This is a genomic window from Kribbella sp. NBC_00482 (assembly GCF_036013725.1).
Lineage (GTDB): Bacteria > Actinomycetota > Actinomycetes > Propionibacteriales > Kribbellaceae > Kribbella.
In genome coordinates this window covers 8,578,313-8,597,524 of the sequence record NZ_CP107881.1, presented here as the reverse complement: position 1 = coordinate 8,597,524, position 19,212 = coordinate 8,578,313, and the positions used below count along the sequence as shown (strand labels likewise).

Below are 19,212 nucleotides of genomic sequence, written 5' to 3'. Positions count from 1 at the left end.
GATGAGTGACCTCACCAGGAAGACCGCGGCCGAGCTCGCGGAGCTGATGACGTCCGGGCAGGCGAGCTCGGTGGAGATCACCCAGGCGCACCTCGACCGGATCGCCGCCGTCGACGGTGACGTGCACGCGTTCCTGCACGTCGACACCGAAGGCGCGCTGGCGCAGGCGAAGGCGGTCGACGACAAGCGGACGGCGGGCGAGCAGCTGTCCCCGCTGGCCGGCGTACCGCTGGCGCTGAAGGACGTGCTCACCCAGGAGGGTGTGCCGACCACGGCCGGTTCGAAGATCCTCGAGGGCTGGAAGCCGCCGTACGACTCGACGGTCGTGAAGCGGCTGAAGGCGGCCGGGATCGTGATCCTCGGCAAGACCAACATGGACGAGTTCGCGATGGGCTCCTCCACGGAGAACTCGGCGTACGGCACCACCCACAACCCGTGGGACCTGGGCCGGATCCCGGGCGGTTCCGGCGGCGGTTCGTCGGCGGCCATCTCGGCGTACGAGGCGCCGCTCGCGATCGGCACCGACACCGGCGGCTCGATCCGGCAGCCGGGTGCGTTCACCGGAACGGTCGGTGTGAAGCCGACGTACGGCGGCACCTCGCGGTACGGACTGATCGCGCTGGCGTCATCGCTGGACACGCCTGGTCCGTGTGCGCGGACGACGCTGGACGCGGCGCTGCTGCACGAGGCGATCGCCGGCTACGACCCGATGGACTCGACCTCGATCAACCAGCCGGTCCCGGCGGTCGTCGAGGCCGCCCGTAACGGTGACGTCGCCGGTCTGCGGATCGGTGTCGTGAAGGAGCTCGGCGGCGAGGGGTACCAGCCGGGTGTCGAGGCCCGCTTCCACGAGGCGGTCGAGCTGCTCACCAAGCTCGGCGCCGAGGTGGTCGAGGTCTCCTGCCCGCACTTCGAGTACGCCCTCCCGGCGTACTACCTGATTCTGCCGAGCGAGGCCTCGTCCAACCTGGCCAAGTTCGACGCGATGCGGTACGGGCTGCGCGTCGGTGACGACGGCACCAACAGCGCGGAGACGGTGACGAGCCTGAGCCGCGAGGCCGGGTTCGGCGCCGAGGTCAAGCGCCGCATCATCCTCGGCACGCACGCGCTGTCGAGCGGTTACTACGACGCGTACTACGGCCAGGCGCAGAAGGTGCGGACGCTGATCGCCCGCGACTTCGCCAAGGCCTACGAGCAGGTCGACGTCCTGGTCTCGCCGGCCACGCCGACGACCGCGTTCGCGATCGGCGACCGGATCGACGACCCGATCGCGATGTACAAGAACGACCTGTGCACGATCCCGTCCAACCTGGCCGGTAACGCGGCCGCGTCGTTCCCGTGCGGCCTCGCCGACGAGGACGGCCTGCCGGTCGGCTTCCACGTGATGGCGCCGGTGATGCGCGACGACCTGCTCTACAAGGTCGGCGCCGCGCTGGAGTCCGCGCTGGCCGAGCAGTGGGGCGGCGTACTGATGACCAAGGCTCCGGAGCTGGAGGTGACCCGATGACTACGCCTTTGAAAAACGCTGAAGTAGTGGAGATATCCGACGCGCTGGCGACCTACGACCCGGTGATGGGCCTCGAGGTCCACGTCGAGCTGAACACGAAGTCGAAGATGTTCTGCGGCTGCCCGACCGAGTTCGGCGCCCCGCCGAACACCCAGACCTGCCCGGTCTGCCTCGGTCTGCCGGGCGCGCTGCCGGTGGTGAACGCGAAGGCCGTCGAGTCCGCGATCAAGATCGGCCTGGCGCTGAACTGCGAGATCGCCGAGTGGTGCCGGTTCGCCCGGAAGAACTACTTCTACCCGGACATGCCGAAGAACTTCCAGACCTCGCAGTACGACGAGCCGATCGCGTTCAACGGCTGGACCGAGGTCGTCGTCGACGGCGAGACGTACCGGATCGAGATCGAGCGCGCGCACATGGAGGAGGACACCGGCAAGTCGACCCACATCGGGGGCGCGACCGGCCGGATCCACGGTGCCTCGCACTCGCTGGTCGACTACAACCGGGCCGGTATCCCGCTGATCGAGATCGTCACCAAGACGATCGAGGTGCCGCCGGCGAAAGCCGCGGCGGTGGCGCGTGCGTACGTCAGCATGCTGCGCGACCTGCTGTTCGCGCTCGGTGTCTCCGACGTCCGGATGGATCAGGGCTCGCTGCGCTGCGACGCCAACGTGTCGCTGAAGCCGCACGGCTCGACTGCCCTGGGCACGCGGACCGAGACCAAGAACGTGAACTCGTTCCGTTCGGTCGAGCGCGCGGTGACGTACGAGATCACCCGGCAGGCGGCCGTGCTGAACGCCGGCGGAAAGATCCTGCAGGAGACCCGGCACTGGCACGAGGACACCGGTATCACCACGTCCGGCCGGGAGAAGTCCGACGCCGACGACTACCGGTACTTCCCGGAGCCCGACCTGGTCCCGGTCGCGCCGTCGCGCGAGTGGGTCGAGGAGTTGCGCGGAACCCTGCCCGAAGCTCCTTCGGTACGGCGTGCGCGGCTGCAGGAGGACTGGGGTTTCACCGACCTCGAGATGCGCGACGTCATCAACGGCAATGCGCTGGAGCCGATCGTGGCGACCATCGAGCTCGGCGTGACGCCGGCCGCCGCGAAGAAGTGGTGGCTCGGTGAGCTGGCCCGCTCGGCGAACGAGTCCGGTCAGGACCTGGACGCGCTGGGAGTGGGTCCGGCCGAGGTCGCCGAGGTGCAGAAGCTCGTCGACGACGGCACGCTGAACGACAAGCTCGCGCGGCAGGTGTTCGAGGGTCTGCTCGCCGGTGAGGGTACGCCGGCGGAGATCATCGAGAAGCGCGGGCTGGCGCTGGTGTCGGACGACTCGGCGCTGCTCGAGGCCATCGACCGCGCGATCGCGGCGAACCCGGACGTCGTCGAGAAGGTCAACTCCGGCAAGCCGGCCGCCGCCGGCGCCCTCATCGGCGCGGTCATGAAAGACATGCGCGGCCAGGCAGACGCCGCCAAGGTCCGCCAACTCCTGAACACCAAACTCGGCATCTGACCTACACCTGAGCCCGGGGTCTCCGGACCCCGGGCTTGCCTCGTACTACACCCAAGCCCTCCGGTGTTACGAGCGTTGCCAGGATGCGGACCACAGCGAGTGCGGCGCACAGGATCAGTGCGGTTTGCACCAGCCAGAACACGTCGGGCGCCCAGAGGGGCAGCTGGCCGAGGGAGACGCCGGCGAGCCGAGGAAGGCGGGCCAGGGCGAAGGCGAGAGCTCCGAGGGCGAGCAGGGTCAGGCTGAGGCCGATCAGGCGGCGCCGGATGGCGCGAGGCTTCGGGCCCCGGACCAGGCGGATCACGGTGACGATCACCAGCGCGAGCAGAACCATCGACAACAGGGCCAGTGCCGCGAGGAGCGCCGGGTAGGCCAGGTCGGTGGGGTGGCGCTCGGGTTCGGCGCCTGTCAGGAGTGAGGCGACGCCTAGCGCGGTGTCCATCAGCCGCGTGTCATGGAAAGGGCCGTAGGCGTTCTGCAGCATGACCACCGCCTGGTCGCGCTCAGGGAGCAGCAGGATCGCGGCCTGGTAGCCAGGAGCGGCGCCGCCGTGCCAGATCATCGCCTCGTCGGTACCAGGGACTTGCGAGGCCCGCCAGCCCAGCGCATATCTGCTCTTGTCGCCGAGAACCACGCGGGCGGTATGAAGCAGGGTGCGTTCTGTGTTGTCGAGCACCGGCCCGCCAGGCAATTGAGTCCGCGCGTACGCCGCGAGGTCGTTCACCGAGCCGACCAGATAGCCGGCCGGAACGGTTGCCGGATCGACTCGGGTGTCGAAGGCACGCGGGCCGCCCAGGAGGAAGCGGTGTCCGGGCGGCAGCACCTGCTCAGCCCGCGGGGCGTCGGCGAGCGCACTGCTGATGCCGGCCGGAGCGAGTAGCCGCTCGGCGAGGATCTTGGCGAAGGGCTGACCGGTGACCGATTCGATGACCGCGCCGAGCACGATGTAGTTGAGGCTCGAGTACGCGTGCGTGCTGCCTGGCGGTGCCAGCGGTTCCAGGTCGGCCAGTTGCGGGAGCAGCGAGGTGATGCCGCGACCCGCCTCGTACCGGTCGGTGAGTTCGAGCCCCTTGGGAAGGCCGCTGGTGTGGTCGAGGAGTTGGCGCACCGTGATCCGGGCCGCCGAGTCCCGATCGGCGGTGGTGAACGACGGGACCAACCTGGCCACCGTCGCGTCGAGATCCAGCAGGCCGTCCCGAGCGAGGAGTACCGCCAGGGTTGCGGTGACGGGCTTGGACACCGAGCCCCACAGGAAGGCGGTCCGGGTAGTCACCTCCTGCCTGTCGCCGTCGACGCCGAACGCTGCGCTGTGCTGCACACCGCCAGGTCCGACAACGGCGTAGGCAACGCCCGGTACGCCGATCGCGCGGCTCTGCTGCTGGACGAACTCATCCAGCACAGCTGCGTCAGGTCGATCGCCGGCGGCGATGGCTGGTGTCACGGCGAGGACGCTCTGGCTGAGTGCCGCCGCGAGAAGCGATCCCAGTTTTCGCCATACAGTCATATGGCTATCTTTATCATATGCCTGTATGGTTTACGAGTGCCCAAGATTGTCGATCACGAGGAGCGCCGGCAGCTCATCGCCTCCGCGTTCCAGGACCAGGTGGCTGAGCACGGCTTCGCGACAACGACCTATGCCCGGGTCGCCGCGGCCGCCGGGATCTCGGTCGGTCTCATCCAGCACTACTTCGCCGATCGGCACGAGCTGCTCAACTACGCCTACGACGACCTCATCCGCCGCCGCGACAGCCGGATCGACGCGGCCGTCGCGGCAGGGGAGAAGAAGCACTGGTCGATTCGGCAGATCATCGACAGAGCTGTGCGCGAACTGCTTCCCCTGGACGAGCAGCGCCGCCGCGAGCATCGCATCGCGCGGCAACTCCAGCTCGCCTCCTCGCAGGATCCGGCGCTCGGAGCCCTCGCTCTGGGCGCGCACGACGCGCTCTGTTTGCGGGTACGAACCGCAGTCCGCAACGGCCGGGAGTGCGGAGAGGTCGAACCCGGCTCGGACCCGGACGCCGCGGCCTTGCGGATCGTCAGCGCCGTCTACGGTCTGGCCGACGTTCTCTCGTTGCGAACCAGCCCCGCGAGCATCCGAAGCTCCTCCGATGTTCTCGACCCGGTCGTCGCCACCGTCTTCAGCGGTCAGTGCCGCCACGCCTAGGCGCGACCGAGGCAGGCCCTCCTACTCAGGCTGCGTTCCTCTCGGGGCGCGGGGCGTCGGCGATGACTCCGCGATCTACTCGGCCGTCGTCTACGTCGGCTGCGTCTGCGAGCAGGGTTTGCGCGACGGACAGTTCGGCGGCGGGGCAGCGGACCTCGTAGCGGGTCGGTAGGACCTCGGTGCTGACCAGGTCCGGCCGATTGCGTACGAGTCCGCGGAACAAACCCCAGAGGGCTCCGACGAGTACGCCGTACACGAAGCCCCAGACCACGACCGCGAGACCGGTCAGCGTGGTTTCCGCGACCAAGGTGATGAAGACGGCCGCGAGAACGCCGAGGAACGCGCCCTGCAGCGCGGTCGTCGCGGTGAGCCGGACGACCGGAACCACTCTGCGTCTGGTGGCTTGCCGGAGTCCGGCGCCGACGATCTCCAGGTTCGCCGCGTTCATCCCATAGCTTCTGAGGTACTCGACTGTCCGCTGAGCATCGTCGAACCTGCTCACCGCTGCGATCACACTGCTGGGGACGCCAGACGCCTGGCCGGTCGGCATACCGATCTCCTCCTCAGGTCACTGTTCTTCAACAAGTACCAGACGACCGAAGAGCGTAAACGGTTGACCGATCAGGAAGTGCTGAGTGTCACGCGCAGGATCCGGTCGTCGCCGTCGCGATCGCCGCCGCGGCCGTCGGTGTTGGACGTGGTGACCCACAAGGATCCGTCCGGTGCGAGTTCGACCGTGCGCAGACGCCCGTACCGGTTGGTGAAGAACGCCTGCGGCTCGCCAACTCGTTTGCCTCCGGCAACGGGGATGGCCCAGAGTCGCTGGCCGCGCAGCGACGCCATGAACACGTACCCCTTGGCGAACGCGATCCCCGACGGCGACGCGTCGGCCGTGTGCCATTGCGCGATCGGGTCGGTCATCCCGTCCAGCTGGCTGATGCCCTCGGCGGCCGGCCAGCCGTAGTTCGCGCCGGGGGTGATCGCGTTGAGCTCGTCCCAGGTGTTCTGCCCGAACTCGGCGGAGTACAACTGGTTCCCGTCGAACGCGAGACCCTGCACGTTGCGATGGCCCTTGGTGATCCAGACCCGGCCGTCCGGGTTGCCCGGCGCGGCCTTGCCCTCGGTGGTGATCCGCAGGATCTTCCCGCCCAGCGAGTTGTCGTCCTGCGAGTTCGGCCGGTCCGATCCGTCGCCGGTCCCGGCGTACAGGAACCCGTCGGGCCCGAACCGCAGCCGCCCGCCGTTGTGGATCGCCGCCGCCGGAATCCCGTCCAGGATCACCTGCTGATCCGACAACTTCCCGTCCTGGTAGGTGATCCGCGCGATCCGGTTGTCGTCCCCGCCCGAGTAGTAGGCGTAGATGTACGGCTTGCCCGGATACCCCGGATCCACCGCCAGCCCGAGCAACCCACCCTCCGACGACGACTTCACATCGTCCACGGTCCCGACGTCGGTCACGTCCTGCCCGGCGATCCGCTGGATCTTCCCGGAGTCCCGCTCAGCCACCAGGGCACTCTTGTCCGGCAGAAACGCCAACCCCCACGGCACCTCGATCCCCGTCGCCACCGTCGACGCGACTGTTAGGTTCAGCGTGCCCGTAGGCACCCCCGTACCCGAACTCGCCGATGCCGACGGCGAGCTGGTCGGCGTCGCCTCCGAACACCCGCTGACCAACGCCAACGCAGCCACCACCACCGCACTCTTACCTCGCACGCCCTGCCTCCTCCGATAGCCCCGCCTCATTACTACACCGCAGGTCAACGGACGGTTCAGCTGAGCCAGGTGGGGCGGAGGGGGAAGTGGGCGTCGGCCTCGTCGTCGAGTTTTACGGCGAGGATCTGGTGGAGTTGGGTGGTGTTGCGTTCGAAGCCGACGCGGCAGGCGGCCAGGTAGAGGCCCCAGATCTTGGCGGTCGGGTAGCCGACCTCGGCCACGGCCTCGTCCCAGTTCGCGAGCAGGTTGGCCGACCAGCCGGCCAGGGTGAGAGCGTAGTGCTCGCGGAGGTTCTCCTCGTGGCGGACCTCGAAGCCGGCGTCCTGCGCCTCGGCGATGATCCGGCCGGAGCCGATCAGTTCGCCGTCCGGGAAGATGTAGCGGTCGATGAACGCGCCGGTCGAGCGGAACCGGTTGTCGGGCCGCGTGATGCTGTGGTTGAGCAGCCGGCCGCCCGGCTTCAGCCGGTCGAGCAGGAACCCGAAGTACGACGGGTAGTTGCGGACGCCGATGTGCTCGGTCAGGCCGATCGAGCTGATCGCGTCGAAGTCGCGCTCGGCGACGTCGCGGTAGTCGAGGAACCGCACCTCGGCGCGGTCCTCCAGGCCCTCCCGCTTGATCGCTTGCGTCGCCCACTCCGCCTGGGCCGCGGACAACGTGACGCCGAGCGCCTTGACGCCGTACTCGCGGGCCGCGTGCCGGACCATGCCGCCCCAGCCGCAGCCGACGTCGAGCAGCCGTTGCCCCGGGCGCAGGTCGAGTTTCCGCGCGACCAGGTCGTACTTCTCCGCCTGCGCCTCCTCGAGCGTGGCGCCCGGCGACGGGTAGACCGCGCACGTATAGGTCATCGACGGTCCGAGGATCAACTCGTAGAACCGGTTCGACACGTCGTAGTGATGGTGGATCGCCGACTTGTCGCGCGCCTTGGAGTGCCGCAGGCCCTCGAAGGTACGACGCCATTTCGGCAGGTGCTCCTGCGGCGGTGGTGGCGGTGGCTTCAGGTGATTCCAGCCGAGCCCGCGGACGATGCGCAGCGCTTCGCTGGGCGTCGGACGCTGGAAGTGGAGCTGGTTCAGCATCATCCGCATCAGGTCATACGGGTTGCCTGGGTGCACGCCGGTGATCTCGAGGTCACCCATCACGTAGGCCCGCACCAGACCGAGGTCGCCAGGAGCGGTCAGCACGTACGACAGTCCCCGCTCGGAGGCGAGATGCATGTGCACAGGTGAGTCATCCGGTCCGGTCGCACTGCCGTCGTACGCCGTGAACCGGAACGGGAACCCGTCCGGAGTCACAGCCGTGAGTGCTTCGGCGATCGATACCTGGGTCGCGAGCGTCGTCATCGGCGCGTCACCGCCTTTTCGTAGAGCCCGGTGAGCCGGGCGTCCGGGTCGTAGCGTTTCTTCACTTCTTCCAGCGCTGCGACGTTGTAGAGCCGGTCGAAGGTGTCGCGGTCGTAGTAGGCGTCGGAGTACAGGGACTTGTGGCCGCCGAAGTCACTGACGGCTTGCTCGATCCGCCGGTTGACGTCGCCGTCCGCGGCGCCGGGGGCGATCGGGACGGTGCCCCAGAAGCCGACGTTCACGTAGGTCTCGGCGGGTTGCAGCGGATAGAGCGGCCAGGACTCGGATCCCCGCAGTCGGAGCGGGCACAGCCACACCGGGCGCATGCCCACGTGACTGTCGAACCAGCGCAGGAAGTCCGCCAGCCGGGCGACCGGGATCTCCACGTCCTGCACCACGCGTTCGCGGTCCGGCTTCCCGCGGCGACGGTCCAGTCGGGCGGCGACGTGGTGCCGGTTCTCGAAGCCGACGATCTTGTGGAACACGTCGCTCCGGCGCCAGCGCTTCGGCCACAACCGGCGTACGACGGGATGCTGTGCACCGAACGCCGCCGAGCACCAGAACCAGTCGGTGTCCCAGCGCCAGAGGTAGTCGTGCGCGGTGAGGAAGTCCTTCGGGCGCTGCTGGATGGACCGGTAGTAGATCTGCTGACCGGTGTAGTCGCTCGTCCGGACCGCGGCGTCGCTGTTCCGGCCGAGGGTCAGGTACGCCTCCGACAGGCTGAACGCGACGCCGTCGACGAAGTGCACCGGCTCGCCGTCGTACGTGCCTGAGGCAACGATCTCGTCGATGGCCGGGGCCAGCGAGTCCAGGTCGAGCCGGACATGCCGGAGGGCGACGTACGGCGAGATGCGGTCGAGCTCGATGCGCAACCGGGTCGCGTACCCGAGCGTGCCGTACGAGTTCGGGAACATCCGGAAAAGGTCGGCGTGCTCACCCGACGGGCGCGCCGTGACCAACGAGCCGGCCCCGGTCAGGATGTCGAGCTCGAGCACGGACTCGTGCGGGAGGCCGGCGCGGAACGACGAGGACTCGATGCCGAGCCCGGTCACCGCGCCGCCGAGCGTGATCGTCTTGAGCTGCGGCACGACCATCGGCGTCAGCCCGTGCGGGAGGGTCGCGGCGACCAGGTCCTCGTACGTGCACATGCCCTGCACGTCGGCGGTCCGTGCCGCCGGGTCCACGCTGATCACGCCGGTCAGCTTCGACACGTCCAGCCCGGGGCGTTCGATCTCGGTGCGCGGCCGGAACAGGTTCGAGCTGCGCTTCGCCAGCCGGACGGGCTCGCCCGGCGGGATCAGCTCGTACGACTCCCGCAGCCGCCCGACGGCTTGATCGTGCGCGACCACCACCGCCATGTCCGATGTCGAAGGCACCAATCCAGAGTACGACGGTGCCTCGGGCTGGGACACGGGAGTTCAAACTGTCCACGACCCCGAGTAAGTTCTGGTGCATGGCTGACGTGGTGAAGGCATGGCTCCCGTGGGAGGACGCGGACGGGTTCCTCGGCGGGGTCCCCAAGGGGTACGACGTGGACTTCTACTCCGGTGCTGAGCGGCCGAAGTCGCTCGACGAGGTGGAGTTCTACGTGCCCAGCTACATGGGTGGCGGCGACGTATTCGACGTCGTCCGCGACATGCCGGCGCTGAAGGTCGTGCAGCTGCAGACGGCCGGGTTCGAGCACGCGCAGACGCGGCTCGCCGAAGGCGTCACCTTGTGCAACGCCCGCGGCGTGCACGACGCCTCCACGGCCGAGCTGGCGGTCGGAATGATCCTCGCGTCGTACCGGAATCTTCCGCGAGCCGTCCGTGACCAGGAGCAGCAGGTCTGGCCGGGGTCGTACGACGAGGTCGACGACTCGCTCGCCGACCGCACGGTGCTGATCCTCGGGTACGGCGCGATCGGCGAGGCGCTCGAGCGCCGGCTGACGGGGTTCGAGTGCGACGTGATCCGGGTCGCGCGGCGGGCCCGCGATGGAGTGCATCCCACGAGTGAGCTGCCGGAGCTGTTGCCGCGCGCGGACGTCGTCGTACTGCTGACCCCGGCGACGCCCGACACCAAACGGATGGTCGACGCGAAGTTCCTGGCGAGCATGAAGGACGGCGCGCTGCTGGTGAACGTCGCGCGCGGTGTCGTCGTGGACACCGACGCGTTGCTGACCGAGCTCGGGACGCGGCGGATCAGGGCCGCGCTGGACGTCACGGATCCCGAGCCGTTGCCCACCGGACATCCGCTGTGGTCTGCTCCGAACGTCCTGATCAATCCGCATCGCGGAGGCGCCTCGACGGCGTTCGCGCCGCGGGTGGCCAGGCTGGTGCGCGCGCAACTGGAGCGCTACGCGTCCGGGGAACCGTTGATCAATGTGGTGGCAGGTCCGCCACGCTGAAGGAGGAGGACGACGATGTCCGAGGCCGTACTGCTGATCGGGACCAAGAAGGGTCTCTGGATCGGCCGGAGTGCTGACCGCGAGGAGTGGCGGCTCGACGGACCGGTGCCGGAGTTCGAGATGCAGGGCGTGTACGCCGTGGGCATCGACACCCGTGGCGACGGTGCCCACGGTGCTCACGGGGCCCGGCTGTTCGTCGGCGGCACCAGCGAGCACTGGGGCCCGGCGGTCTTCCACTCCGACGACCTCGGCGCGACTTGGGCGGAGCCGCCGGAGGGCTCGATCGGGTTCCCGGCCGACGCCGACGCCTCCCTCGAGCGGGTCTGGCAGATCCAGCCGGCCCCGGCCGGCCAACCAGGCGTCGTGTACGCCGGGACGCAGCCGTCCGCGCTGTGGAAGTCGACCGATGGCGGCGTGACTTTCGAGCTGGTCACCGGCCTGTGGGACCACCCGCACCGCAAGGAGTGGGGCGCTGGCTTCGGTGGCCAGGCGGTGCACACCGTGTTGCCGCATCCGACCGACGCAGACCGCGTGAGTGTCGCGATGTCGACCGGCGGGGTGTACCAGACCGTCGACGGCGGGCAGTCCTGGTCGCCGCAGAACCAGGGCATCCAGGCGACGTTCTTCCCGGACCCGTATCCGGAGTTCGGTCAGTGTGTCCACAAGTTGGCCGCGCACCCCGATGTCCCCGACCGGATGTTCGCGCAGAACCACCACGGCGTGTACCGATCGGACGACGGCGGTGCGATCTGGAAGTCGATCGCGGACGGCCTCCCGTCGGACTTCGGGTTCCCGATCGTGGTGCACCCGCACGAGCCCGAGACCGTCTACGTCTTCCCGCTGGTCGCAGACGCGAACCGGATCCCGACCGACGCGCAGTGCCGGGTCTACCGCTCCCGCGACGCCGGCTCGACCTGGGAGGCGCTGGCCGCCGGGTTGCCCGATGTCTCCTATGCCCCGGTGCTGCGGGACGCGATGACCGTCGACACCGCTGATCCGGCCGGCGTGTACGTCGGCACGCGGGACGGCTGCGTCTACGCGAGCGCCGACGCCGGCGACACGTGGACCGAGGTCGCGCGCCACCTGCCCGACGTACTCACCGTGCGCGCAGCGGTGCTGGGATAAGGGGAGGTCGGATGATCGCGGTCCGCCTACCGACGGTGCTGCGCCCGTTCGCGGGCGGCGTCGAACGTGTGGAGGTCGAGGTGGACGGTCCGCCGACCGTCGCCTCGGTCTTCGCGGTGCTCGAAGCCGAGCACCCGGCGCTCCGCCGCCGCCTCACCGACGAGCAGGGCGCGCTCCGGCGGCACGTGAACATCTACCTCGGCAACGACAACATCCGCGACCTCTCCGGCCTCGAGACCAAGCTCGCCGAAGGCGACGAGCTCCTCGTCCTCCCGAGCGTGGCCGGCGGCTGACGTCCGGCGCCGGCGAAAAGAAAAGACTGCCGTTCGGCGGCGGGCTTGGTTAGCGTCGGGCGGTATGAGCAACGTTCTTCTGCTGACCGGCCCGTCGGGCTCGGGCAAGACGACCGTGGCCCGGCTGGTCGCGACCGGCGCGCCGCGGCCGACGATGCACCTGACGACCGACGAGTTCTACCGCGGCATCCGCACCGGGTTCATCGCGCCGTACCTGCCGGGAGCGCACCGCCAGAACGAGGTCGTCGTCGACGCGATCGTCGCGACCGTCAGTGTGTACGCGCGCGGCGGGTACGACGTGGTCGTCGACGGCATCATCGGGCCGTGGTTCCTCGCCCCGTTCCGCGCGGCCGCCACGACGGGGGAGTGGACGATGTCGTACGTCGTACTGCGTGCCGACCTCGAGACGACACTGGGTCGTGGACAGGCGCGGCCCGAGTCCGAGCTGACCGACGCCGACGCACTCACCGGTCTGCACGGCGCGTTCGCGGACCTCGGCGCGCTCGAACCGCACGCGATCGACACCACCCGGCTCGACGCGCCGCGGACAGCAGCCGAGGTCCGCAAAGCTGTTGCCTCAGGCGACTACCTGCTCAGTGCCTGAACAGGCGCACGCCGGTTTCCGACCAGGTGATCCGCGCCGCCGCGCAGGCGGCCGCCACCTCGGGCGAGCGGATCGAACCACCCGGTTCGGCGATGTGCGAAACGCCGTACCGCTGGGCCTCCACGACGTTGTCGGTGAACGGCAGCGCACCGTCGGAGACCATCGACACCCCGGTGAGCGGATCGGCCGAATGACGGGCCCACCAGAGCGCGGCCTTCTCGCCGGCGAGCCGCGTACAGTCCACCCGCGACTGCTGCCCGGCGCCGATGCCGATCGCCATCGCGTCCTTCACCATCACGACCGTGTTCGACTGGGTGTAGCGGGCAACAATCATCCCCAGCACCAGGTCGCGCGCCGCCTCCTCCGGCACCTCGTCGCTCAGCATGCCGCGCGTCAACGGCTGCGCATCGCGCGTCTGCGTAAGCCGCACTCCGTAGAGCTCACGCACCTCCTCCGCCGGCGGCTCGAACTCCGGGTCGGCCTCGAGCACCAGGTAGGTCCCGCGCTTCTTGGCGGCAAGGATCTCCACCACGCCCTCGTCGTACCCGGGCGCGATGATCCCGTCCGACACCACCCGCTTCAGCACCGCGGCCAGCTCCAGATCCACCGGATGCGAGACCGCCACGAAATCGCCGTACGACGACTTCGGATCAGCGTCCCGCGCACGGGCGTACGCGGCGGCCACCGTCTCGCCGAGCGCGGCACCCGCCGGCGACACATGCTTGTACGACGCCGCAGCCGGTACGCCGAACTGCTCTGCCGCCTCCCGCACCAACTGCCACCCGGTGAGCGCATCGAGGACGTTGATGTACGACGGTTCGCCGGCGACCACCGTGAAAGGCGGTGTGTCGATCGTGGCGGTTTGGTGCGGGTTCATTCCGTAGCGCAAACGCATCGGGACCTCCGATTGGATCGGAGGCGCCCAGGCGGACGACGCCCTACATGAACACGTCCGCTCCCCGGTGGTACTCCACCCTCGCCAGTCGCGGTGAGTTCAGCTTGTCACTCCCGCCAGCTCCCGGTCCAGTCGTACAACTCAGCCGTGGTGGCGTACTCCCGCAGGTACTCGATCCGGCCGTCCGTCAGGCGTGCCACAGTCGCCCCGTCGAACACCCCGGCTTCGCCTTTCCACGTGCATTCGAAGTGCCACTCGGCGACCAGCGTGTCCCCGGCCTCCGCGACCGACGTGATCTCCCACCCGTCGACCGTCCCGCCGGCGCCGAACCAGGCGTGCATCCACTGCTCGACCCGCGGCCTCCCTCGATAGACAGGGCCGTAGCACTCGATCACTGTGCAGTCCTCAGTCACCGTGTCCAACACGGCCTGGATGTCGTGCCGGCGCCACCCGTCGACGTACCTCTCGAGCTGATTCACCGGCTCACAGTAGGCGGGAACAGGTCAGCCTTCGTAACGCTTTGTCGCGCGCACGACCAGCAGCCGGGCGTCGGCGGTCAGCGGTTCCCCGTGCCAACCGCCCTCGATGACGACGTCGGAGAAGCCCGCTGCGAGCAGGTCGGCCGTGATCTCGTCGGCGGACCGGAAGTACAGGACGTTCCGGTAGACCGCGTCGCGGCCGTCCTCGAAGACGTTGTGCGCGTCGAACGTCACGCGCCCGTTCGCGATCTCGATCAGCTCGAGCCATTCCTTCAGGTGCCCGGCCACCGTGTCCCGTTCGCCGTACGTCGCCTCGCTCGTCCACTGCTCCCACGCCCGCGCCGCCGGATTGCGCGACTCGAACGCGAGCACCCCGCCGGGACGCAGCGCAGCCGCCAGCGCAGCAACCGCTGCCGCATGTTCCGCGACGTGCATCATCGTGTTGCCGCTGCTGACTGCGAGGTCCACGTCGCCGGTCGGCTTCACGACCCCGTGGTCGCCGTCGATCCAGGTGACCGCGTCGGCGCCGGGCTGCCGGCGCGCGTACCCGAGCATGGTGGGACTCGGATCGATGCCGATCACCACCCGCCCGGGCACGGCCAGCGACCGAGTGAGCAGACCGGTCCCACACCCGAAGTCCAGGACCTTCGCACTGCCCTCGGCCAAACCACGGTAGTAGTCGTGATCCTCCCCGGACGGGTTGTCCAGATCGTAGAGCTCCACCAACTGCTGGTCACCGTACGGGTCATCGATCACGCACTGCACCCTACTGGTCCGCCACGGAGGAATAGGGTGGGCGGCATGGTCGATGTGAAGCCTCGGAGCCGGACAGTCACCGTCGGATTGGAAGCGACCGCCAGCAGAGGCATGCTGCGCGCGGTCGGGATGGGGGACGACGACTGGGCCAAGCCACAGATCGGCGTCGCGTCGAGCTGGAACGAGATCACCCCGTGCAACCTGTCGCTGGACCGGCTCGCCAAGGCGGTCAAGGAGGGTGTGCACGCGGCCGGTGGCTACCCGCTCGAGTTCGGCACGATCAGCGTGTCCGACGGCATCTCGATGGGCCACGTCGGTATGCACTACTCGCTCGTCAGCCGCGAGATCATCGCCGACTCGGTCGAGACCGTGATGGAGGCCGAGCGGCTGGACGGCTCGGTCCTGCTGGCCGGCTGCGACAAGTCGCTGCCCGGCATGCTGATGGCCGCGGCCCGGCTCGATCTGGCCTCGGTCTTCCTGTACGCCGGTTCGATCATGCCGGGCAAGCTCGGCGACAAGGACGTCACGATCATCGACGCCTTCGAGGCGGTCGGCGCCTGTGTCCGCGGCCTGATCACCCGAGCGGAGGTCGACGCCGTCGAGCGGGCGATCTGCCCCGGTGAAGGGGCCTGCGGCGGGATGTACACCGCCAACACCATGGCCGCGTCCGCCGAAGCCCTCGGCATGTCGCTCCCGGGCTCGGCCGCCCCGCCCGCGGTGGACCGCCGCCGCGACGCGTATGCCCGCAAGTCCGGCGAGGCCGTCGTCGGACTGCTGCGGAAGGGGATCACGGCGCGCCAGATCCTCACCAAGGAAGCGTTCGAGAACGCGATCGCCGTGGTGATGGCGCTCGGCGGCTCGACGAACGCCGTACTCCATCTGCTCGCGATCGCTCGCGAGGCCGAGGTCGATCTGACCCTGGACGACTTCAACCGGATCGGCGACCGGGTCCCGCACCTCGGTGATCTCAAGCCGTTCGGCCGCTACGTGATGACCGACGTCGACCGCGTCGGCGGCATCCCGGTGATCATGCGCGCGCTGCTCGACGCAGGCCTGCTGCACGGCGACTGCCTGACGGTGACCGGCAAGACGATGGCCGAGAACCTCGCCGACATCGCGCCACCCGACGTCGACGGCACCATCATCCGCGCGCTGGACAAGCCGATCCACGGCACCGGCGGCATCACGATCCTGCACGGCTCACTCGCACCCGAGGGTGCCGTGGTGAAGAGCGCGGGCTTCGACTCGGACGTCTTCGAAGGTACGGCGCGGGTGTTCGACGGCGAACGCGCCGCCATGGACGCGGTCGCCGACCTGAACCCCAGCGACGTCGTCGTGATCCGGTACGAAGGCCCGAAGGGCGGCCCCGGCATGCGCGAGATGCTCGCGGTCACCGGCGCGATCAAGGGCGCGGGCCTCGGCAAGGACGTCCTGCTCCTCACCGACGGCCGCTTCTCCGGCGGTACGACGGGACTCTGCGTGGGTCACGTGGCGCCGGAAGCCGTCGACGGCGGCCCGATCGCCTTCGTCCAGGACGGCGACCGGATCACCCTCGACGTCAAGAACCGCACCCTCGACCTCCACGTCGACCCCGAGGAACTCGAACGCCGCCGCGTGGGCTGGACCCCGAAGACCCCAGCCATCACCAAGGGCGTCCTCGGCAAATACACCCGCCTGGTCCGCTCAGCCTCCGAGGGTGCTGTCTGCATCTAGCTCGCAATCGGTAAGACGCCCGTCTCATTAAATGGGACGGGCGGTCGCCGAACTTGACCCGGCTGCCGGTTGTCGGCGAATAATGCCTACATGCGATCGATTCTCCTCGTACTTGTGCGGCGCGCCGACTGACGCGACCACAGAGTCGAGCGCGCCCCTTTCAGCCAACCGGCGGAAGGGGTTTTTTGTTGCCAGGGCGACTATCTGAGACCCAGAAGTGACCTGACGACGAACACAAGCGAGGATGGATCGGTCGCGAAAAGCCATCAAGGCCACATCGTGACAGGACTGAGGGAAGGCACTCATGAGTGAGCAGCTGACCGGGGCACAGGCTCTGATCCGCGCACTGGAACATGCCGGGGTCGACACCGTCTTCGGCATCCCGGGCGGCGCGATCCTCCCGGCGTACGACCCGATGCTCGACTCGACCCAGATCCGCCACATCCTGGTACGTCACGAGCAGGGCGCCGGCCACGCCGCCCAGGGGTACGCCGCGGCATCCGGGAAGACCGGTGTCTGCATGGCGACTTCCGGGCCGGGCGCGACCAACCTGGTGACGCCGATCGCCGACGCGTACATGGACTCGGTGCCGCTGGTGGCGATCACCGGTCAGGTCGCCGGGGCCGCGATCGGTACGGACGCCTTCCAGGAGGCGGACATCCGCGGCATCACGATGCCGATCACCAAGCACAACTTCCTGGTGACCGACCCGAACGACATCGCCACCACGATCGCCGAAGCGTTCCACATCGCCTCCACCGGCCGGCCCGGCCCGGTGCTGGTCGACGTCACCAAGGACGCGATGCAGACCCAGGGCGTCGACTTCCAGTGGCCGACGGAGCTGTCGCTGCCCGGCTACCGGCCGGTGACCCGCCCGCACCCCAAGCAGGTGCGCGAGGCGGCCCGCCTGATCGTCGCCGCCGAGAAGCCCGTCCTGTACGTCGGCGGCGGTGTCATCCGCGCCCGGGCCAGCGTCGAGCTGAAGGAGCTCGCCGAGCTGCTCGGTATTCCGGTGGTCACCACGCTGATGGCCCGCGGCGCGCTGCCCGACACCCACGACCTGCACTTCGGCATGCCGGGGATGCACGGCTCCGTCTCGGCCGTCGGCGCCTTGCAGCGCTCCGACCTGCTGATCACCCTGGGCGCCCGGTTCGACGACCGGGTGACCGGAAAGCTCGACTCGTTCGCACCCGAGGCGAAGGTCATCCACGCCGACATCGACCCGGCCGAGATCGGCAAGAACCGCGCCGCCGACGTGCCGATCGTGGGTGACTGCAAGGAGGTCATCACCGACCTGATCGCGGCCCTCAAGACCGAGATCGCGAGCGCCGGCCGCACCCCGTCGTACGACGCCTGGCGAGGCCAGCTCGAGTCGGTCCGCGCGAAGTACCCGGTGGCGTACGACGACCCCGAGGACGGCACGCTGTCCCCGCAGTACGTGATCGAGCGGATCGGCAAGATCGCCGGCCCGGACGCGATCTACACCGCGGGCGTCGGCCAGCACCAGATGTGGTCCGCGCACTACCTGCCGTTCGAGAAGCCCGGCCACTGGCTGAACTCCGGCGGTCTCGGCACCATGGGGTACGCCGTGCCGGCCGCGATGGGCGCCAAGGTCGCGCGGCCGGACAAGACCGTGTGGGCGATCGACGGCGACGGCTGCTTCCAGATGACCAACCAGGAACTCGTCACCTGCGCGCTCGAGGGCATCCCGATCAAGGTTGCCGTGATCAACAACCAGTCGCTGGGCATGGTCCGCCAGTGGCAGACGCTGTTCTACGACAAGCGTTACTCCAACACCGACCTGCACTCGGCCCGGATCCCGGACTTCGCCAAGCTCGCCGAGGCGATGGGCGGCGTCGGGCTGCGCTGCTCCGACAAGGAGTCGGTCGACGCCACCATCGACAAGGCGATGTCGGTCACCGACCAGCCGGTCGTGGTCGACTTCGTGGTGCACCGCGACGCGATGGTCTGGCCGATGGTCGCCGCCGGCGTCAGCAACGACGAGATCCAGATCGCCCGCGACATGGCGCCGAAGTGGGACGGGGAGGAGCTCTGATGTCGAAGCACACGCTGAGCATCCTGGTGGAGAACAAGCACGGTGTGCTGGCCCGCGTGGCGGCGTTGATCTCGCGCCGCGGGTTCAACATCGATTCCCTCGCGGTCGGTCCGACCGAGCATCCCGAGGTGTCCCGGATGACCATCGCGGTCAGCGTGGACGAGCAGCCTTTGGAGCAGATCACCAAGCAGCTCAACAAGCTGGTGAACGTGATCAAGATCGTTGAACTCGAACCCACGCAGACGGTTCAGCGCGAACTGCTGCTGGTGAAGGTCAAGGCGGACACCCTGACCCGCGGACAGGTGCTGGAGACCGTCCAGCTGTTCCGTGCGAAGGTGGTGGACGTGGCACCGGACGCGATCACGATCGAGGCGACCGGCAATCCCGAGAAGCTCGAGGCCATGCTCCGGGTGCTGGAACCCTTCGGCGTCCGCGAGCTGGTGCAGTCCGGCATGGTGGCGATCGGCCGGGGCAGCCGCTCCATCTCCGACCGCACCCTGCGACCGGTCCCGGTGCCGCCGCCGCACGTGCAGACCGGACCCCCGAACGTGCAGGCGCGGCCTGCCGGCGCCAGTGCCGGTTCCACTACCAGTACCGCGCACCACCCGGTTCCGGCCCCGCCGCCGGGCCGTACCGCCGTCGTACCGAATCAACACTAAGGAGAAGTGCC

General features: G+C 68.9%; 18 protein-coding genes and 1 riboswitch. Of the genes, 10 read left to right on the top strand and 8 right to left on the bottom strand.

Annotation, left to right across the window (positions count from 1 at the left end; genetic code table 11):
* Position 1: 1 nt before the first annotated feature.
* Together gatA and gatB are read left to right on the top strand one after the other, a co-directional pair.
* Positions 2-1,507 (top strand): Asp-tRNA(Asn)/Glu-tRNA(Gln) amidotransferase subunit GatA, encoded by a 1,506-nt coding sequence (gatA, locus tag OHB24_RS41365; protein ID WP_327636431.1) that lies wholly within the window; start codon positions 2-4, stop codon positions 1,505-1,507.
* The gene (gene gatB, locus OHB24_RS41360; protein ID WP_327636430.1) at positions 1,504-3,015 is read left to right on the top strand and encodes an Asp-tRNA(Asn)/Glu-tRNA(Gln) amidotransferase subunit GatB; all 1,512 of its coding nucleotides are present in this window, start codon (positions 1,504-1,506) and stop codon (positions 3,013-3,015) included. Before gatA ends, gatB begins: the two co-directional genes overlap by 4 nt.
* A gap of 1 nt (position 3,016) precedes the next feature.
* Here the strand turns inward: gatB and OHB24_RS41355 are convergent, their stop codons facing one another.
* The gene (locus OHB24_RS41355; RefSeq protein WP_327636429.1) at positions 3,017-4,519 is read right to left on the bottom strand and encodes a serine hydrolase domain-containing protein; all 1,503 of its coding nucleotides are present in this window, start codon (positions 4,517-4,519) and stop codon (positions 3,017-3,019) included.
* A gap of 36 nt (positions 4,520-4,555) precedes the next feature.
* Between OHB24_RS41355 and OHB24_RS41350 the strand changes: the two genes are divergently transcribed.
* A complete protein-coding gene (locus OHB24_RS41350; protein ID WP_327636428.1) occupies positions 4,556-5,179 on the top strand; it encodes a TetR/AcrR family transcriptional regulator in 624 nt (207 codons plus the stop codon).
* 25 nt (positions 5,180-5,204) lie between these two features.
* Here OHB24_RS41350 and OHB24_RS41345 read toward each other — a convergent pair whose 3' ends face one another.
* From OHB24_RS41345 to OHB24_RS41330, 4 genes are all read right to left on the bottom strand, one after another.
* Positions 5,205-5,729, bottom strand: a complete 525-nt coding sequence (locus OHB24_RS41345) for a hypothetical protein (protein WP_327636427.1) — start codon at positions 5,727-5,729, stop codon at positions 5,205-5,207.
* Between the two features lie 71 nt (positions 5,730-5,800).
* Positions 5,801-6,892 carry a PQQ-dependent sugar dehydrogenase gene (locus OHB24_RS41340; protein ID WP_327636426.1) on the bottom strand — a complete coding sequence of 364 codons (1,092 nt, stop codon included), beginning with the start codon at positions 6,890-6,892 and terminating at the stop codon, positions 5,801-5,803.
* A gap of 56 nt (positions 6,893-6,948) precedes the next feature.
* Entirely contained in the window at positions 6,949-8,235 is a 1,287-nt protein-coding gene (locus tag OHB24_RS41335; RefSeq protein WP_327636425.1) for a cyclopropane-fatty-acyl-phospholipid synthase family protein, read from the bottom strand.
* Complete coding sequence (locus OHB24_RS41330; RefSeq protein ID WP_327636424.1) at positions 8,232-9,611, bottom strand: FAD-binding oxidoreductase; 1,380 nt, start codon at positions 9,609-9,611, stop codon at positions 8,232-8,234. The genes OHB24_RS41335 and OHB24_RS41330 overlap by 4 nt, the downstream gene beginning before the upstream one ends.
* 77 nt (positions 9,612-9,688) lie before the next feature.
* On the opposite strand from OHB24_RS41330, the gene OHB24_RS41325 reads away from it, so the two are divergent.
* From OHB24_RS41325 to OHB24_RS41310, 4 genes are all read left to right on the top strand, one after another.
* Positions 9,689-10,621: a 2-hydroxyacid dehydrogenase gene (locus OHB24_RS41325; protein ID WP_327636423.1), complete on the top strand. Its 933-nt coding sequence runs from the start codon at positions 9,689-9,691 to the stop codon at positions 10,619-10,621.
* Between the two features lie 15 nt (positions 10,622-10,636).
* Positions 10,637-11,746 (top strand): WD40/YVTN/BNR-like repeat-containing protein, encoded by a 1,110-nt coding sequence (locus tag OHB24_RS41320; protein WP_327636422.1) that lies wholly within the window; start codon positions 10,637-10,639, stop codon positions 11,744-11,746.
* Positions 11,747-11,757: 11 nt separating this feature from the next.
* Positions 11,758-12,039, top strand: coding sequence for a ubiquitin-like small modifier protein 1 (locus tag OHB24_RS41315; RefSeq protein WP_327636421.1), 282 nt, complete (start codon positions 11,758-11,760; stop codon positions 12,037-12,039).
* A gap of 64 nt (positions 12,040-12,103) precedes the next feature.
* Positions 12,104-12,643 carry an AAA family ATPase gene (locus OHB24_RS41310; protein WP_327636420.1) on the top strand — a complete coding sequence of 180 codons (540 nt, stop codon included), beginning with the start codon at positions 12,104-12,106 and terminating at the stop codon, positions 12,641-12,643.
* On the opposite strand, the gene OHB24_RS41305 is transcribed toward OHB24_RS41310, so the two are convergent.
* From OHB24_RS41305 to OHB24_RS41295, 3 genes are all read right to left on the bottom strand, one after another.
* Positions 12,633-13,538, bottom strand: coding sequence for a 5-aminoimidazole-4-carboxamide ribonucleotide transformylase (locus tag OHB24_RS41305; RefSeq protein ID WP_327636419.1), 906 nt, complete (start codon positions 13,536-13,538; stop codon positions 12,633-12,635). The two genes, OHB24_RS41310 and OHB24_RS41305, sit on opposite strands and share 11 nt — an antisense overlap.
* Positions 13,539-13,556: 18 nt before the next feature.
* A riboswitch (ZMP/ZTP riboswitch) is annotated at positions 13,557-13,640 on the bottom strand.
* 5 nt (positions 13,641-13,645) lie between these two features.
* On the bottom strand, positions 13,646-14,017 hold the full coding sequence (locus OHB24_RS41300) for a nuclear transport factor 2 family protein (RefSeq protein WP_327636418.1): 372 nt from the start codon (positions 14,015-14,017) through the stop codon (positions 13,646-13,648).
* Positions 14,018-14,041: 24 nt separating this feature from the next.
* Complete coding sequence (locus tag OHB24_RS41295; RefSeq protein WP_327636417.1) at positions 14,042-14,773, bottom strand: class I SAM-dependent methyltransferase; 732 nt, start codon at positions 14,771-14,773, stop codon at positions 14,042-14,044.
* Positions 14,774-14,818: 45 nt separating this feature from the next.
* Between OHB24_RS41295 and ilvD the strand changes: the two genes are divergently transcribed.
* From ilvD to ilvN, 3 genes are all read left to right on the top strand, one after another.
* The gene (ilvD, locus tag OHB24_RS41290) at positions 14,819-16,486 is read left to right on the top strand and encodes a dihydroxy-acid dehydratase (RefSeq protein WP_327636416.1); all 1,668 of its coding nucleotides are present in this window, start codon (positions 14,819-14,821) and stop codon (positions 16,484-16,486) included.
* Between the two features lie 304 nt (positions 16,487-16,790).
* Positions 16,791-18,542: an acetolactate synthase large subunit gene (locus OHB24_RS41285; protein WP_327636415.1), complete on the top strand. Its 1,752-nt coding sequence runs from the start codon at positions 16,791-16,793 to the stop codon at positions 18,540-18,542.
* Positions 18,542-19,201 carry an acetolactate synthase small subunit gene (ilvN, locus tag OHB24_RS41280; protein ID WP_442913944.1) on the top strand — a complete coding sequence of 220 codons (660 nt, stop codon included), beginning with the start codon at positions 18,542-18,544 and terminating at the stop codon, positions 19,199-19,201. Before OHB24_RS41285 ends, ilvN begins: the two co-directional genes overlap by 1 nt.
* The last annotated feature ends 11 nt before the right edge of the window (positions 19,202-19,212 follow it).